The organism is Tardiphaga sp., assembly GCF_044340795.1.
Taxonomy (GTDB): Bacteria; Pseudomonadota; Alphaproteobacteria; order Rhizobiales; family Xanthobacteraceae; genus Tardiphaga.
This window is the reverse complement of record NZ_JBIISY010000133.1, coordinates 1-16,371: the sequence shown is the minus strand read 5'-3', so window position 1 is coordinate 16,371 and position 16,371 is coordinate 1. Positions and strand designations below refer to the sequence as shown.

The window sequence follows — 16,371 nt, the reverse complement described above, 5'->3', positions numbered from 1 at the left end:
AATTCTGGCGCGACGTGTCGCCCACGAAGGACGGTACGCCCGCCGACATCAAGGCTGCCGCGCAAGCGCGCGTGCCTGCGGTGGCCGAAGCCGTGCACGACGTCGCGCGGCTGAAATATCTCGGCGGTGGTCACGGCGATGGCTGCAACGAGGGCGACGATGCCTTCACGTTGTGGCGTCGCCGCTTCCACCAGTTCACGCTGTATGGCTTCCTGCTCTGCTTCGCCTCCACCTGCGTGGCGACGCTGTATCACTACATCTGGAACCTGCAGGCGCCCTATGCCTATACGAGTGCGCCCGTTATCCTCGGCACGCTCGGCGGCATCGGCCTGATCATCGGGCCGATCGGACTGCTGTGGCTGAATTTCAAGCGCGATGCGCTGCGGGCGGATGTGAAGCAGAACGCCATGGACCGCGGCTTCATCATGCTGCTGCTGCTGGTGAGCATCACCGGCCTGCTGCTGCTGGTGCTGCGCGACACCCGCTTCATGGCGCTGTGGCTGGCGATCCATCTCGGCACGGTCATGGCGCTGTTCGTCACACTGCCTTACGGAAAATTCGCCCACGGCATTTTCCGCTCGGCGGCGCTGCTCAAGTTCAATATCGAGAAGCGGATGCCGAACCGGCTGGGATTGGGCGGGGAGTAGAGCCTGTAGGGTGGGCAAAGGCGCTCTTGCGCCGTGCCCACCATCAAGTGTCGTGCAAGAGAAGGTGGGCACGCTGCGCTTTGCCCACCCTACATGAGATCACGCGATCTTCGTGATCTCCAGTTCCTGTCCCGACATGGTCGCGACATCACCCACCGCCTTGCCCATCAGCAGCCGCGCCACTGGTGCCACGAACGAAATCGTCCCCGCCTTCGGATCGGCTTCATCCTCGCCGACGATGCGATAGGTCTGCGCGCGTCCGTCATCGCGCTCGAACGTCACCGTGCTGCCGAAGGCCACCACCTCATGCGATGTCGGTGGGTCGATCACCTGCGCGGTGCGCACGCGTTCCGAAAAATAACGCGCGTCGCGCAGCGGCAGCGCCTGCTGCCGGCGCTTCTCGTTGACGTCCTCGATCCCGGCTGCGGCCTCGATCGCAGCCTGCGCCTCGGCGAGCTGCCGTTCCAGCGCCTTCAGCCCGTCGGCCGTGACGAGGTTCGGATGTTCCGAAATCGGACGATCGGGGAGCATGGTCTCCGATGCGGTTTCGGCACTGTCTTCCTTGGTGAAGGCGACGCTCATGGGCGGTCCTTTCGCAATGGCTTTAAAGAAAACGGCCCGATGGCGGTGCCACCGGGCCGGGTATCACAGCTTTGGTCGGTGGCTTTTTTTAGAAGGCCTTGTCGGCCTCCGGGCGGTGCTTGTTCTTGGGCGAGAAGCCGGAACGCTTGGCTTCGCGCGCATTGCGCACCCAGACTTCGCGGTTCGGATGCAGGCCGGCGCCGCGGGTGGCGGGCACCGCGGTCTGGCGGGCGCGGTGCAGCAGGCGCGTGTCGGCCTCGCCGCAGCTCGGATGAATGCCGCCATTGTCGGCCACCACCTTGTCCCATGCCGCCTTGCGCTTGGCATAGACGGCAGCGTCCTGCAGCTGGGTGCAGTTCAGCTCGTTGCTGTTGAGGTCGGCCACGATCTCGTCGCCGTCCTCCACCAGAGCGATGGCGCCGCCAAGGGCTGCTTCCGGGCCGACATGGCCGATCACCAGGCCCACCGAGCCGCCGGAGAAGCGCGCATCGGTCATGAGGCCGACGACGATATTGCGCTCGCGGCACAGCGTGGTGATGCGCGAGGTCGGGTCCAGCATTTCCGGCATGCCGGGCGCACCCACGGGGCCGTCGTAGCGCACGATCACCATGTCGTGGTTCTGGAATTTCTCCGGATGCTGGTCGAGCGCCGCGATCAGGCCGCGCTCGCCTTCGAACACCCGCGCGGTGCCGCGGAAGCAGTTGTCCTCGAGGCCGCCTTCGACGCCGGCCAGCTTGAGGATCGCGGAGAATTCCGGCGACAGGTTGCCGCCGAGCACGCGCAGGCCGCCGGTCGGCTTGTACGGCTTGGCGACATTGTAGACGACCTTGCCATCCGCCGGCTTGGTCTCCAGGCGCTTGATCTGCTCGGCCAGCGTCTCGCCGGTGCAGGTCAGCACGTCGCCATTGATCAGGCCGGCTTCCATCAGCTCGCGCACGATCACCTGCACGCCGCCGACATTGTCGATGTCGACCATCGAATACTTGCCATAGGGCCGCGCGTCGGTGAGCACGGGCACGACATATTGCGAGAGATAGTTGAATTCCTGCGGCGTCATGACTTCCTTCCAGAAGTCGCTGAAGCCCGCCGCGCGCGCGATTTCCGGCGCATGCAGCGTCACGTTCGTCGAGCCGCCGATCGCCAGCGACACGATGACAGCGTTGCGGATCGAGTCACGGCTGACGATGTCGCGCGGCTTGATGCCCTTGGCGATCATGTTGGCGAGATAGCCGACCAGCTGCTCCGGAAACTCCTTCAGGCGGCGGGGATCGTCGGACGGCGGCGCCACCATGTGCAGCGGCTGCATGCCCACCACGCCGATGAAGGTCTGCATGGTGTTGTAGGTGAAGATGCCGCCGCAGGAGCCGATGCCCGGGCAGGCATGGCAGGCGATATGGTGGCGATATTCCGGGTCCGGATTGCCGGCGACCTGATAGGCGCTGACGATGTCCAGCTTCTCGCCGGTCTTCGGATCCTCGCCCGGATGGATCGACCCGTCCGACATGATGATCGCCGGCTCGTTGTGTTCGAGCAATGCGGCCAGCGTGCCGACCGGCGGCTTGTCGCAGGCGACCACGGCAATGGTGCCGAGCAGGCCGGTGGCGGAGAGATGCTCCGACAGCGCGTCATTGGTCACTTCGCGGCCGATCAGCGAATAGCGCATTTCGCGCGTGCCGTTGCGGATGCCGTCCGAGGTAGCGATGGTGTATTCCGGCTGCACCAGGCGATAGGGCAGCTGGCCGGCGCCGCGGCCGATCTTCTTCTTCAGCGCCTCGTGGATCGCGTCCACCTTGGACATCACGCCCATATAGCACTGGCTGTCGCCCTTGGTGCCCACCACGCCCACCGACGGCTCATGAATGAGCGTCTCGTCCGTGCCGAGCACGCGCGCGATCCCGATGGTCTGCGCGGTACGGCCGGGGTGCTTGTCGATGGTGACGACGGGGGACTTGGACACGACGAATTCCTTCCTAGCGGCGGGTATTCTTTGAGGGTAGACGACCGGCTGGCTTTGGCCTGTTCCGGTCCGCCGGGTTTGTGAATAAACCCGGGGGCGCGCAAAGACAATTGCTTAGAACGCTTGCAATCTGCGCGTTTCTGCGGCGTCAGGCTCGGGTGGAATACCGGACCATGGCGCTCAGCGCCTGCACCCGCGGATCGACCTCGCGGAGATAGATCGTGGTGCGCAGAAATTCGATTTCCGCGGCCTCCTGGCCCTCATCGACATCGATGTACCAGGATTTCGGCCGGCCATCGGAACCATCGCTCCAGCGATAGCCGCGGCGCTTCAACTCGTCCTTGAGATCGAACGGCGATTGCTCGGCCCAGACCCGCATGGTTTTCCGCCGCGCCCGCTCCAGCAGAGCGGCGAGGGCGGATGTGCCGATAGCGGGGAGCTCGAAGGCGAGGATTTCCAGCAGCGCATGACAATCGTCAATCGCCCGGTGCGCCTGATGGAAGTATCCGGCGCCGGCGAGGAGATAGCCGAGCTTGGCGCCTTCAAAGCCATGCTTCTGCCAGTCGATTTCCTTCTGCGAGCAGCCCCAGGGCTTCTTCGCAAATAGCGGACAGATGCGCTCGGCGAATTTGCGGTCGAAGCCGGCATTGTGCGCAATGACGATCACCGCGCCATCGACAAAGGCGGCGACCGCGTCGGTGTCGATGCGATGTCCGGCCACCATCTCGTCGGTGATCCCCGTGAGCGCGACGATCTCCGGCGGGATCGGGTTCGACGGTTCATTGAACGCCGTGAACGCTTCACCTGATCGGATGATGGTGCCATCCGGCAGATAGTCGAACTTAATCATCGCCAGTTCGATGATCTCGTCGCGGGTGTGGTCCAGCCCGGTGGTTTCGACATCGAGCAGGATGCCGGTCTTCACGGCCGCGCCGTTGCAATTCGCGAATTCGCTGCGCGGCACGAGGCGACGGAGAACGCGATACTCGCCGGAAGAGGCCAGTGTCTCCGCCATCTGGGCAAGGCTGTGAGGGTCGTGGAGCATCAGGTCCGGCGAATCAGAAGCGATGGTGAAAAGCTATCACGGCAAGGCGCTTGTAGCCCGGATGGAGCGGAGCGAAATCCGGGGACCGGCGACATGAGGAAGCTCTGAACCCCGGATTGCGCTGCGCTCCATCCGGGCTACGTCTTCACTCCGCTGCCGCGGCTTCACGCGCATTCGGATCCCCCGGCGCGGTTGCCCAGGCGAGTTCCACCAGCGTCACGATGCGCTTGCCGGTGCCGTCCATCTGGCACACGATCAGCCCCTGTTCCTCGATATAGCTCAGGAGCCGCCGCGCCCGGCGCAATGAATGCGAGCCATATGCACGGGCGATCGCCGCGTCGCCGGGGCAGGGCCAGCCTTCCTTGGCGGCGCGGGCGATCATCATGAACACGCCCTGCATGTCGTCGGGCAGGATGCTCGCGCGCAGTGCCACGTCTTTCCAGCCGTCATCGGCGCCGAGGTCGGAGCCGAGCCCGGCGCGCGCATGGGTCAGCATGCGGCGGAATTCGTTGAGATCCGGCACGGCCGTGCCAAGCCCGTCGATGCGGCAGCGGACCACGAATTCCTGATGCAGCACGCCAATGGCGCGGAAGCCGGCATCAGGCTCCGAGAGCAACGCCTGCAGCACGCGATCGACGCGTGCACGGCGCTCGGCGATTTCCTCGGGCGAAGGCGGCGGCGCATCGGGCTCCGGCCGCAGATCGGGCCCCGCCGCGCGTGCCGCCATCAACTGGCCGAGCAGATCCGGCGAAGCCGGTGCGCGCCGCGCCGGCCGCATGCTCGTTTCCGGCGGTGGTGCTGCGAGAATGACTGCACGCATCTCTTCCGACGCCGCGCCCGGCAGCGGCATCAGTTTTGGCGTGGCATTGCGCGGCGCGGTCTCGGTGGCGCCGATGCGCAGGCCGAGCGGCCGCCGCGACAGCGCCGGGCCCAGCGCCATGAACTGTCCGCGTTCGAGATCGCGGAACGACTCTGCCTGCCGCCGCTCCATGCCGAGCAGATCGGCCGCGCGCGCCATGTCGATATCCAGGAAGGTGCGGCCCATCAGGAAGTTCGATGCTTCCGCGGCGACGTTCTTCGCAAGTTTTGCGAGACGCTGCGTTGCGATGATCCCTGCGAGCCCGCGCTTGCGGCCACGGCACATCAGGTTGGTCATCGCGCCGAGCGACAGTTTTCGTGCTTCGTCGGAAACTTCGCCCGCCACCGCCGGCGCGAACAATTGCGCCTCGTCGACGATCACGAGCATCGGATACCAGTGGTCCCTGGGCGCATCGAAAAGCCCGTTCAGAAAGGCCGCGGCGCGGCGCATCTGGTTCTCGGCGTCGAGGCCTTCGAGATTGAGCACGGTGGAGACGCGATGTTCGCGCGCGCGTTCGCCCGCTGCCTGCAAGCCGCGCTCGGTGTGGTCCTCGGCATCGATGACAAGATGGCCGAAGCGTTCGGCCAGCGAGACGAAATCGCCTTCGGGATCGATGATGGTCTGCTGCACCCAGGGGGCGCTCTGTTCGAGCAGCCGGCGCAGCAGATGCGATTTTCCGGAACCGGAATTGCCCTGCACCAGCAGACGCGTCGCCAGCAATTCCTCGAGGTCGAGAGACGCCGGCGCGCCCGCCGTCGTATGCCCCATCTCGATTGCAACAGTCATTCCAGTCCAAAGCTCCTGCGCGGAGGGCTTAGCAATGCGGGGAGGGGGCGTCGAGGGAAGCGGGACTGTTCCACACAGGCAAGTGTGCAATAGCGAGGGGCGCCGACGGTCGTGGAAATCCCTCCCCCAAGCGGCGTAGCCGCGCAGCGGGGAGGGTGGCGCGTAGCGCCGGGTGGGGTCTCTCCCCACGTGACGTCCTTCGTGGGGATAGACCCCACCCGTCATGATGCTCGCTGGACGCTCGCAGTCATGCCACCCTCCCCGCTGCGCCGCTTCGCGGCTTGGGGGAGGGATAAGACCCACGCGCTACCTCAACGAAATCGCCAATCCCGACAAATCCGCATTGACCATCAGCCCGGTCTGCCGTCCCGACAGCTCCAGCACCGCGCCTTTTTCGTTGGTGAGCACGATCGCGCTGACACCGCGGCCGAGCGCTGCGCCGGCGCCGCCCGCGCCATACACGCCGGCCACATCCGACGGCCGGTTGATGTTGCTGACCCGCCCCGAAAGCCGCGTTTCCGACGCGCCGAACACGAGACCCGCGCTCACGCCGCCGATCGACAGCGGATATTGCCGGCCGCGAAAGCTCAGCACGCCCGAGCCGCCGGAAGCGCCAATGAACCAGCCGCCCTTCAGCACCTTGAAGCGAATGGTGCCGCTATCGGCATGGGCGATGGTCGCACTCGCGGCGAGCGTGGCGAGTGCGATAAGGGCAGTGCGAAGACGTGCGCGCATGAGAGCCTCTGGGGTGATTCGTGAGGTTCCAGTTTAGCCGTAGGGCGGATTAGGCGAAGCCGTAATCCGCCGCGGAGTTTCGGTTATGAAGTCGGCCGGCGGATTACGCTTTGCTAATCCGCCCTACGGCACAGCGTTTCAGCGCTCTCCGAATGATCCGATATTTTTCGCATCACCCGCCCAATCACCGGGAAATATCCCCGCACGGACATCGCGATGGAATGACGAGTGGGGCCAATCGACCACCCGCGTCACCAATCCATGCTTCACCGGATTGATATAGCAATAATTTACATGGTTCTCGTAGTCGCGCTCGTCGCGGATCATGTGCTCCCAGAAACGTGGTTGCCAGACATGGCTCCCTCGTAGCGGAAGAGCCTTGACGAATTCCGTTTTGATCAATCGCCATCGCGTGGAGAAATCGTCGTCGTCGATCGGCAATGTCCAGATCGTATGAAGATGATCGGGCATAACGACAAACGCATCGATCGTGAATGGCCGCTTGCTCTGCACCTTCGTCACTGCATCGCGTAGCGCTTCGATGATCAGTGAGCAATGTCTGTCGTCGATCCTGCAGATTGACAGTGAAGAACCAGCAGCCGCCATCGACGCGCATGCGACGATAGTTCGGCATGGTGTGATCCTCTCGATCGTAGCCGGCGGATTAGCGAAGCGTAATCCGCCGGCTGAGTTTGCGGAAGAACTCCGGTGCCTCACGACCTCCGCGGCGGATTACGGCTTCGCCTAATCCGCCCTACAGCTCCGGGGCGCATTGAAAATAATCCTTGACGCAACTCCCGGCTTAGACAATATTCCCATCCGTCCCCTCCCTCGGTGAGGGGCGTCGCCGGGACGCCGGTGGCGCGGAGAGGGGGATGTGGCGCCTGCGGGCGGGAGGGAGACGTTCCCTCGCGCACTCGGGAGGCCTCGGGTCACCGTCCGGCCCCACTATGGGGGTCTGCCGCTACTGCGCGGCTGGACGTGGCATCGGCGACAGGCAGGAAACTGCCGGACCCTGCGGGGTCAACAGCCTTTGCCCGGAAGAACGGTCCCGGGGACACAAATCGCCACGGTGGAGCGTCGAAAGGCGTTCCGCGGCTTTGCTCTTCCGGCGCTCCGGAAGATCGAAGTCGCGGCACTAACACAAGTCGCGCCTTTCGGCGCTCCGCCTCCCTCATTTCGGGAGGCACATCGAGACCGCCACTCACGCGCTGATGCGCGGGCGCCGACGGCGCGTGGTCGTCACAAAACTCACTCACATCATCATCGCAGCGAAGGAGAGTTCACATGCTCGTTTCAAATGCCGATGCCAAAATCCTGAAGCGGAAACTTCAGGCGGAGCAGGATCGTCCGGCAGCGGCGGAAGCGCATCTGCTGCGCGTCGCCTGTTTCGAGGTGGCTATCAGGTTGATGTCCGACGAGGTCGACGCCTATCAGGCCTGTCCGTCGGCAAAATGCCGCCGGCGCCGCGGTTGTGTCGGCAGGCCGTTCCGCTGCAGCCCCGTCATCCGCGACCGCGGCGTGAAGCATGACATCACCCGCCTGATCGAGGGCCTGTATTGGACGATGCTGCAGAAGCTCGCCAATGGTCGCTCCTTCAATGATGATCTGGACCATGCCCGTCCGTCATGAATTCGTTGACCGGCTTCGCGCGCGGTGCAGTGACACCGCGCATGCGCCTCGCTACAACACGGCGAGAGGAAGCGCGGCTCTCCGCGCTCGCAGCAGGGACACTGACGATGCATGCGCTCGCGATGCCGGCCTGGAAGACTATGCTTGTTCGTCCGCGCAGCGTCGCATGCGCGGTGATCGCCGCATTGGCGCTGCTCGATGTCTCGCTGCTGATCGCGCGCGAGGCGCCGAGCGTGCCGTCGCTGCAGAAGCTCGGCTTCGACATGGAGTCCGCCGGCTTCAAGGCGCGCTTCGCCAACGATCCCGCCGGCAAGGCGGCGCTGAGCAAGCTGCCGCCCTATCGTTTCGTCGTCCACAACACGCCAAAGGGCCCGCGTTATCTGTTCGCCGATCCGGCGAAATGCATGTGCACCTTCGTCGGCACCGGCGACAATTATCGCAACTATCAGGACATCGTGCGCAACGGCCTGCCGCAGGCGGATTACGTAGCGCCGGACTACAAGACCCAGGCCAGCGCGCTCCTGGCCGACGATCCGATCCAGTCGGACAGCGTCTATTGGGAGCCGGACAGCATCTCGGATGCGTTCAACGATTATTGGTAGGCGCGGCGGCGATCCTTTCAGCTGTCGTCCCGGCGAAGGCCGGGACCCATAACCTCCGAGTTTCGATTCTAGCCGTGAGTTCTCGTGGCACTTCTACACGGCATCACGACATCGGCGCCGTGTATGGGTCCCGGCGTCCGCCGGGACGACAACCGAGTTTGCTGCAACCCTCACACAAACAAAAAAGCCGGCGTTTCCGCCGGCTTTCGTGTTCTTGCTGTCTGCTGCCGCACCTGTCAGTGCGCAGCTTCCAACGCTGCAGCTTCCGCCTTCGCGATCGTGCCCTTGACCGCCGTCTGCACCTTCTCGAAGGCGCGGACTTCGATCTGGCGGACGCGCTCGCGCGACACGCCGAACTCGCTCGCGAGGTCTTCCAGCGTCATCGGTTCATCGGCGAGGCGACGTGCCTCGAAGATGCGCCGTTCGCGCGGGTTGAGCACGTTGATGGCACCGGTCAGCGCCTGGCGGCGATGATCGAACTCTTCGTGCTCCGCCAGAATGGCTTCCTGGTTGGGCGAGTTATCGACCAGCCAGTCCTGCCATTCGCCGGCTTCGCCGTCGTCACGGATCGGTGCGTTGAGCGACGCGTCGCCACCGAGGCGGCGGTTCATGTCGACCACGTCCTGTTCCGTCACGCCGAGGCGCGAGGCGATCAGCTGGACCTGTTCGGGGCGGAGATCGCCTTCGTCCAGGGCCGAAATCTTGCTCTTCGCCTTACGCAGATTGAAGAACAGCTTCTTCTGGTTCGCGGTCGTACCCATTTTCACGAGCGACCACGACCGCAGGATGTACTCTTGAATCGACGCCTTGATCCACCACATGGCGTAGGTGGCCAGGCGGAAGCCCTTTTCCGGCTCGAAACGCTTCACCGCCTGCATCAGGCCGACGTTGCCTTCGGAGACAACCTCGGAAATCGGCAGGCCGTAGCCGCGATAGCCCATGGCGATCTTGGCAACGAGCCGAAGATGGCTGGTCACAAGGTGATGTGCCGCGTCGCGATCGTCATGTTCACGCCAACGCTTGGCGTACATGTATTCCTGCTGGGGTTCCAGCATCGGGAACTTACGGATCTCGGCGAGGTAGCGAGACAGTCCCGATTCTCCGTTGAGAACCGGCAGTGTAGCTGTGCGGGCCATGTGCTTGCCCTCCAGATGTTCAGGCCCCCGATAGCGGCGGGCCAGGCAGCAGACGCTTGGTTAAAGCCGTCCAGGCTGCGATGTTCCGCGTCTCACTTGACGCAGGTGCAACATACACCCTTTACCGAGCGGTATGGAAGTGAATTTTCTGTCACGTTGCCGTGTGGCCAGAATAAGCTGCTGAAAAGACGTATTATTTTATATGCATCTGCGTCATTCTGTCAGGGCGAGATGGCCCCGCAGCACCGCCAGATCGGTCGGAAGTTCGGCCGTCCATTCCAGAATCTCGCCACTGCGGGGGTGCTCCAGCGCCAGCAAATAAGCGTGAAGCGCCTGCCGATCGAGCGCCTCCAGCGCGGCCTTGCTGAGCGGTCCGAGCGACGAGGCCTTGGTCTTGAAATGCGGGCCATAGACGCCGTCACCCATCAGCGGATGCTGGATATGGGCGAGGTGGACGCGGATCTGGTGGGTGCGTCCGGTCTCGAGCTGGCATTCGAGCAGCGAGGCAACGGGTCGTCCCATGCGATCGGCAAACTCTTCCAGCACGGTCCAGTGCGTCACCGCTTCGCGACCATTCTCGCGCACGGCCATTTTCTCGCGGGCATGCGGATGGCGGTCGATGGCTGCTTCGATCGTGCCACGCGGACGGTTCGGCACGCCCCAGGCAAAGGCCTTGTAGCCGCGCCGCATTTCATTGGTGCGGCCGTGATCGGCGAATTGCGCGGTTAGCGACTGATGCGCGGCGTCGTTCTTGGCGACCACCATCAGGCCGGTGGTGTCCTTGTCCAGCCGGTGCACGATGCCCGGCCGGCGGACGCCGCCGATGCCCGACAGCGACGCGCCGCAATGGGCGATCAGGGCATTCACCAGCGTGCCGGTCTCATGGCCGGCGGCGGGATGCACGACCAGGCCCTTGGGCTTGTTGATGACGATGATGTCCTCGTCCTCGAACACGATGTCGAGGGCGATATCCTCGCCTTCCGGCTCCGCAGGTGCGGCAGGAGGGACGTCGATTGTGATCGTATCGCCCGCATTGACGTGATAAGCGGGGTCGCGCACGGCGGCGGTGTCCTGGCCCGAGCGGGTGAGCGTCACCTGTCCGGCAAGGATCAGCGCCTTCAACCGCGAGCGCGACAGCGCAGGGGTCCGCACCGCCAGCACGCGATCGAGCCGGCTGGAGCCTTCGTCGCCCTGGACGGTGACGTCTACGCGCTGATCGTTCATTCCGAAAACCTTACCTACCGAGACTTCAATGACCCAGCCTGCCGACGCGCTGCCCGAACCCACTGCCGAACAGGCGGCGATGATCGCCCGCGTTCGCCGCATGATGCTGATCGCCGGGCTGACCACGGCACTCGGCGTCGGCGCCTTGCTGGTCGTGATCGGCTACCGCCTTTTCCGCAGCGAGGGAAGTGCGGTGACCACCTCGGCGGCGACGGCCACCTTGCCCAAGGGCGCGAAGATCCTCTCGACGGGCGCTGCCGGCGACCGCATCGTGATCACGCTGGATATCGCCGGCCGCACCGAAATCCGTACCTTCGACGCCAAGACGCTGAAGCCGGCCGGCACGCTGAATTTCGCCAGCGAACCGTAAGACGTTCAAAAGCTAAGCGATATCAGTCTTTTGTTTGGCGGAGCGATGCGGAGAACGGCTTATTCGGCCGCTTTCTCCACACGCGATGGCGTCAGGCGGAAGGCGTGATTCTCCGTCAGCCACGCCGCGCGTTCGTCGCGCAGAAGCGTGCGGCGGACTTTTCCGGCATCGTCGCGCAATCCTTCGCTCAGGGCCTCATAGCTCTCCGGATGCTTGTACCGGCTCAGCCGGTCCGCAAGGAACCCGGACATGCCATCGGCCACGCCTTGAGCGTCGATGCCATCGGCCAGTTCGAGGATGGCGTGCACGCGCTGGCCGAGTTCCGGATCGGGCAGGCCGATGACGACGCAGGAGCGCACATCGGGATGGGCCATCAGCGCGGCCTCGATCTCCGCCGGATAGATATTGGCGCCGCCACGGATCACCATGTCGGAGAGGCGATCGCCGAGATAGAGATAGCCGTCGGCATCGAGCCGGCCGACATCGCCAAGCGACTCCCAGCCATCGGGCCGGCGTTTCGGCTCGGCGCCAAGATAATGATAGGTGCTGCCCGCGCCTTCATTGGGCAGGAAGAAGATCTCGCCGCTCTCGCCGGGCGCTACATCCTGGCCATTGGCATCGAGGATGCGCAGCTTGCAGCCGTCGTCGATCTTGCCCACCGAGCCGCGATGCGCGAGCCATTCGGTGCCGGAGATCACGCAGCGGCCTTGCCGTTCGGTGCCGCCATAGAGCTCGAAGACCCGTTCCGGTCCGAGCCAGTTGATCCATTCTTCCTTCAGCCATTGCGGCATCGGCGCCGCCATGTGGAAGATCATGTGCAGGCTGGAGAGATCGTAGGACTCGCGCACCGCCGTCGGCAGAGACCAGATGCGATGCATCATGGTGGGCACGAAATTCGCCCATTGCACGCGGTTGGCCTGGATCAGGCGCAGCGTTTCCTCGGCATCGAATTTCACCATGCCGGTGAGGCGACCGCCGGTGAACAGCGCGTAATGCGACACGATGAATGGCGCATTGTGATAGAGCGGGCCGGGGTTAAGGACCGACGCTCCTTTCGGCATCCCGAGCGGCGGCTCGGCTGCGGTGTCCGTCACGGCGGGCAGGTGGTCGAGGATCACCTTTGGCCGTCCCGTCGAGCCACCCGACGTCATGGCTTTCCAGTAGCGCGCGACCGGCGCGTTCAGTGGTTCGTCGGAAAAACCTTCGGGCACGAAGTTCGCCGGCAGCGAAACCTGCGCATTCCAGTCGGCTTCACCGCCGACCACCAGCGATGGCTTGAGGATATCGAGCACCGCAGCCGCTTCGCCGCGCGGCAATCGCCACGACAGCGAGGTCGGCGTCGCGCCGCATTTCCATACGGCGAATGTCGTCTCGAACAGCGCATTGCCATTGGGCAGCCCGATGGCGACGAAGTCGCCGGGCTTCACGCCCTTGGCCGCAAAGGCGCGGGCGCGGCGATTGGCGTTGCGCTCCAGCTGCTCCCAGGTGAGCGTGTCGGCGCCATGGCTGACGGCCATCGTGTCTTTCGGTTTGCGCTCGGCATACCAGCGCGGCACGTCCGCCAAAGGGATGAGCATTTCGTTTCTCCGGATCGTCACGCTTCTTCACGAGCGCTGTGGCGAGGAAGCGATCGCGCCTTTGCCCGCAGGCATCGGGCGCGATCGCCGAGTTTGGAACGGGATCGACGGCGTTAGAGCGTCAACTCATGGCGGCCGACCACCATCCAGTGCACTTCGTCCGGACCATCGGCAAAGCGGAGATGGCGGACGTCGGTGTACATTTCGGCGAGCGGCGTCCAGTGCGAGATGCCCGTCGCACCGTGCATCTGGATCGACTGGTCGATGATCTTCGCCGCACGTTCCGGCACCATGGCCTTGACCATGCTGACCCAGATGCGTGCCTCCTTGTTGCCGAGCACGTCCATCGCCTTTGCAGCCTTCAGCACCATCAGCCGCATCGCCTCGATCTCGCAGCGTGCCTGCGCGATGATCTGCAGGTTGCCGCCGAGATGCGCGATCTTCTTGCCGAAGGCTTCGCGCGTGAGGCCGCGCGCGACCATCATGTCGAGCGCCTTCTCGGCCTTGCCGATGGTGCGCATGCAGTGATGGATGCGGCCGGGCCCGAGACGCAGCTGCGAGATTTCGAAGCCGCGGCCTTCGCCGAGCAGGATGTTCTCCTTCGGCACGCGCACATTATTGAAGCGCATATGCATGTGGCCGCGTGGCGCATGATCATGGCCGAACACATGCATGGGGCCGATCACCTCGACGCCGGGTGTGTCGACGGGCACCAGGATCTGCGACTGCTGCTTGCTGGGCGCTGCATCGGGATTGGTCTTGACCATCACGATCATGATCTTGCAGCGGGGATCGCCGAGACCGGAGATGTAATACTTCTCGCCATTGATGACCCACTCGTCGCCTTCGAGCTTGGCGGAAGTGGACACGTTCTTGGCGTCGGACGAGGCGACATTCGGCTCGGTCATGGCATAGGCCGAACGGATCTCGCCGGCGAGCAGCGGCTTCAGCCACTTCTCCTTCTGCTCCTTGGTGCCGACGCGCTCGATCACTTCCATATTGCCGGTATCCGGCGCCGAACAGTTCATCGTCTCGGATGCAAGCGGGCTCTTGCCGAGTTCGGCGGCGATATAGGCGTAATCGAGATTGTTGAGGCCTTCGCCGGTCTCGGCATCGGGCAAGAAGAAGTTCCAGAGACCTTCCTCGCGCGCTTTGTTTTTGGCCTTGCCGAGAATTTCGAGCTGCTCGGGCGTGAACGACCAACGATCGGTCTTCTTTTCTCCCGCACGATAGAATTCCACCGACATCGGCTCGACGGTGGTCGCGATGAATTTGCGCACATGATCATAGAGCGGGCGGGACTGCTCCGACATGCGCAGATCATTCAGCGCGTCTTCGGGGGCGAGGGTGTAGGGCGTCTGGCGAGGGGTGTATGCAACTTTCATCGTCGTCGTTCTCCCGTTTCTTGTCATCGTTGTTGGCCATCTCGTCTGGATGGCTGTGCGTTCGTTATAGGCGCGAAGGCGTATCACTGTCTTCGCCGATGTGAGCGTCGCGCACGATGGCACGCGCCGCAGATCGGCCCAAGCGATTTATGCATCCAGCGACGCAACATTGCGCTGCACACACAGTGATGCACATTGGTCGCAGTTTACATTCGAATTTTCGAAGCGCTAGAATGTTGTCATCAAGAAGCGGGATGCACGCATTCACAAGCTTCGGAAGGGTGGAAGCATGGCTCTAATGGGCATTTGGAACCTATTAGAAAGATCGGTATGCGCACAGCGCGTGCTGGTCTTCGGTCCGCGCGAGCGCTCGGGGCGTACCGTTCGGCAATTCCAACACACGAAATGTGCCGTGTGCCGAAATCGGGAGGCACAGAGCTGATGCGAGCTTATGCAGCCCGTCGCCTGCTGGCGCTGATCCCGACGATCTTCTTCGCCAGCCTGATCGTGTTCGTCACGCTGCGCCTCGTGCCCGGCGATGTCATTGACCTGATGATGTCGCAGAACGACATCTCAGCCAGCGCCAAGGACCGTGCCCAGCTCGAAGAAGCGCTCGGTCTCAACAAGCCCGTCTATATCCAGTATTTCCTCTGGATCGGCGGCGTGCTGCGCGGCGATCTCGGCCAGTCGCTGTGGCACAACACGCCGGTGCTCGACCAGATTCTCAGCCGCCTGCCGGTGACATTCGGCCTCGGCTTCATGGCGATTCTGATCGGCCTCGTCATCGCGATTCCCATCGGCGTCTATTCGGCGCTGCGTCAGGACACGGTCGGTGATTACCTCATGCGCTCGCTGTCGATCCTGATGCTGGCGGTGCCGGCTTTCTGGACCGGCACGATGGTGATGGTGTTCCCGGCGATCTGGTGGGGCTGGTCGCCCGACCTGAACTACATCCCGTTCACGAAAGATCCATTGGCGGCGCTCCAGCACATGCTGTTGCCGGCGCTCATTCTCGGCATGTCGCTGTCGGCGATCACGATGCGCATGACGCGCACGATGATGCTGGAAGTGCTGCGCCAGGATTACATCCGCACCGGCTGGGCCAAGGGCCTCAATGAACGTACGATCGTGACGCGGCATGCGCTGCGCAACGCGCTGATTCCGGTGGTCACGCTGGTCGGCATCCAGGCGCCGCTGGTGATTGGCGGCGCCGTCATCATCGAGCAGATCTTCGTCATTCCCGGCATGGGTATGCTGCTGCTCGAAGGCGTCACCCAGCGCGATTACCCGATCGTTGCCGGTGTGTTCCTGGTGGTCGGCCTGGCCGTGATGATGATCAACCTGATCGTCGATCTCAGCTATGGCCTGCTCGATCCCAAAGTGAGGTATCGCTGATGACGATCGCCGTCGAGACCTCCATCACCAAGCCGCCGCGTCGGCGCTCGCCCGCCATGGCCTTCATCGGGCGGCTGTTCCGCGAAAAGCCGCTCGGTGCAGCCGGCGCAGTCGTCTTCCTGCTGTTCCTGTTCTGCGGACTGTTCGCGGATTTCCTCGCGCCCTATGGCTACAACCAGATCAGCCCGCTGAACCGGATGAAGCCGCCGTCGTGGCAGTTCTGGTTCGGCACCGACAATCTCGGCCGCGATGTGCTGTCGCGTTGTCTCTATGGCGCGCAGCTCTCCGTCATCATCGGCTTCTGCGCGGCAGGCATCGCCACCATCGTGTCGGTGGTGATCGGCATCCTGTCCGGCTATCTCGGCGGCCGCTTCGACATGATCATGCAGCGGCTGGTCGATGCCTGGATGAGCTTTCCGGATCTTGTGGTGCTGATCGT

14 protein-coding genes and 2 pseudogenes are annotated in these 16,371 nt (G+C 63.8%); 6 read left to right on the top strand and 10 right to left on the bottom strand.

Annotation, left to right across the window (positions count from 1 at the left end; genetic code table 11):
• Positions 1-647 (top strand): annotated as a pseudogene (gene tcuB / locus ACIQ17_RS20275) (tricarballylate utilization protein TcuB); the annotation flags it as partial.
• A gap of 99 nt (positions 648-746) precedes the next feature.
• On the opposite strand, the gene greA reads toward tcuB, so the two are convergent.
• From greA to ACIQ17_RS20245, 6 genes and pseudogenes are all read right to left on the bottom strand, one after another.
• Positions 747-1,229, bottom strand: coding sequence for a transcription elongation factor GreA (greA, locus tag ACIQ17_RS20270; RefSeq protein WP_398470866.1), 483 nt, complete (start codon positions 1,227-1,229; stop codon positions 747-749).
• A gap of 88 nt (positions 1,230-1,317) precedes the next feature.
• Positions 1,318-3,186, bottom strand: a complete 1,869-nt coding sequence (locus ACIQ17_RS20265) for a dihydroxy-acid dehydratase (RefSeq protein ID WP_398470864.1) — start codon at positions 3,184-3,186, stop codon at positions 1,318-1,320.
• Positions 3,187-3,334: 148 nt separating this feature from the next.
• Entirely contained in the window at positions 3,335-4,231 is an 897-nt protein-coding gene (locus ACIQ17_RS20260) for a 3'-5' exonuclease (protein ID WP_398470863.1), read from the bottom strand.
• A gap of 145 nt (positions 4,232-4,376) precedes the next feature.
• Entirely contained in the window at positions 4,377-5,876 is a 1,500-nt protein-coding gene (locus ACIQ17_RS20255; RefSeq protein ID WP_398470862.1) for a helicase HerA domain-containing protein, read from the bottom strand.
• 306 nt (positions 5,877-6,182) lie between these two features.
• Positions 6,183-6,611, bottom strand: coding sequence for a hypothetical protein (locus ACIQ17_RS20250; protein ID WP_398470861.1), 429 nt, complete (start codon positions 6,609-6,611; stop codon positions 6,183-6,185).
• 138 nt (positions 6,612-6,749) lie between these two features.
• A pseudogene (locus tag ACIQ17_RS20245) lies at positions 6,750-7,245 on the bottom strand (REP-associated tyrosine transposase).
• A gap of 653 nt (positions 7,246-7,898) precedes the next feature.
• Here ACIQ17_RS20245 and ACIQ17_RS20240 point away from each other — a divergent pair.
• Together ACIQ17_RS20240 and ACIQ17_RS20235 are read left to right on the top strand one after the other, a co-directional pair.
• Positions 7,899-8,243 carry a hypothetical protein gene (locus ACIQ17_RS20240; protein ID WP_398470860.1) on the top strand — a complete coding sequence of 115 codons (345 nt, stop codon included), beginning with the start codon at positions 7,899-7,901 and terminating at the stop codon, positions 8,241-8,243.
• Positions 8,240-8,845, top strand: a complete 606-nt coding sequence (locus ACIQ17_RS20235) for a hypothetical protein (RefSeq protein WP_398470859.1) — start codon at positions 8,240-8,242, stop codon at positions 8,843-8,845. Before ACIQ17_RS20240 ends, ACIQ17_RS20235 begins: the two co-directional genes overlap by 4 nt.
• Before the next feature lie 236 nt (positions 8,846-9,081).
• On the opposite strand, the gene rpoH is transcribed toward ACIQ17_RS20235, so the two are convergent.
• Positions 9,082-9,981, bottom strand: coding sequence for an RNA polymerase sigma factor RpoH (rpoH, locus tag ACIQ17_RS20230; protein WP_398470858.1), 900 nt, complete (start codon positions 9,979-9,981; stop codon positions 9,082-9,084).
• A 213-nt stretch (positions 9,982-10,194) separates the two neighbouring features.
• On the bottom strand, positions 10,195-11,205 hold the full coding sequence (locus tag ACIQ17_RS20225) for an RluA family pseudouridine synthase (RefSeq protein ID WP_398470857.1): 1,011 nt from the start codon (positions 11,203-11,205) through the stop codon (positions 10,195-10,197).
• A gap of 28 nt (positions 11,206-11,233) precedes the next feature.
• Between ACIQ17_RS20225 and ACIQ17_RS20220 the strand changes: the two genes are divergently transcribed.
• Positions 11,234-11,575: a hypothetical protein gene (locus ACIQ17_RS20220; protein ID WP_398470856.1), complete on the top strand. Its 342-nt coding sequence runs from the start codon at positions 11,234-11,236 to the stop codon at positions 11,573-11,575.
• A gap of 59 nt (positions 11,576-11,634) precedes the next feature.
• Here the strand turns inward: ACIQ17_RS20220 and ACIQ17_RS20215 are convergent, their stop codons facing one another.
• Both ACIQ17_RS20215 and ACIQ17_RS20210 read right to left on the bottom strand, forming a co-directional pair.
• Positions 11,635-13,152, bottom strand: a complete 1,518-nt coding sequence (locus tag ACIQ17_RS20215; protein WP_398470855.1) for an AMP-binding protein — start codon at positions 13,150-13,152, stop codon at positions 11,635-11,637.
• A gap of 113 nt (positions 13,153-13,265) precedes the next feature.
• The gene (locus ACIQ17_RS20210; RefSeq protein WP_398470854.1) at positions 13,266-14,537 is read right to left on the bottom strand and encodes an acyl-CoA dehydrogenase family protein; all 1,272 of its coding nucleotides are present in this window, start codon (positions 14,535-14,537) and stop codon (positions 13,266-13,268) included.
• A gap of 441 nt (positions 14,538-14,978) precedes the next feature.
• On the opposite strand from ACIQ17_RS20210, the gene ACIQ17_RS20205 reads away from it, so the two are divergent.
• Positions 14,979-15,932: an ABC transporter permease gene (locus tag ACIQ17_RS20205; protein ID WP_398470853.1), complete on the top strand. Its 954-nt coding sequence runs from the start codon at positions 14,979-14,981 to the stop codon at positions 15,930-15,932.
• On the top strand, positions 15,932-16,371 hold a 440-nt coding region (locus ACIQ17_RS20200; protein WP_398470852.1), incomplete at its 3' end, for an ABC transporter permease. The genes ACIQ17_RS20205 and ACIQ17_RS20200, both read left to right, overlap by 1 nt.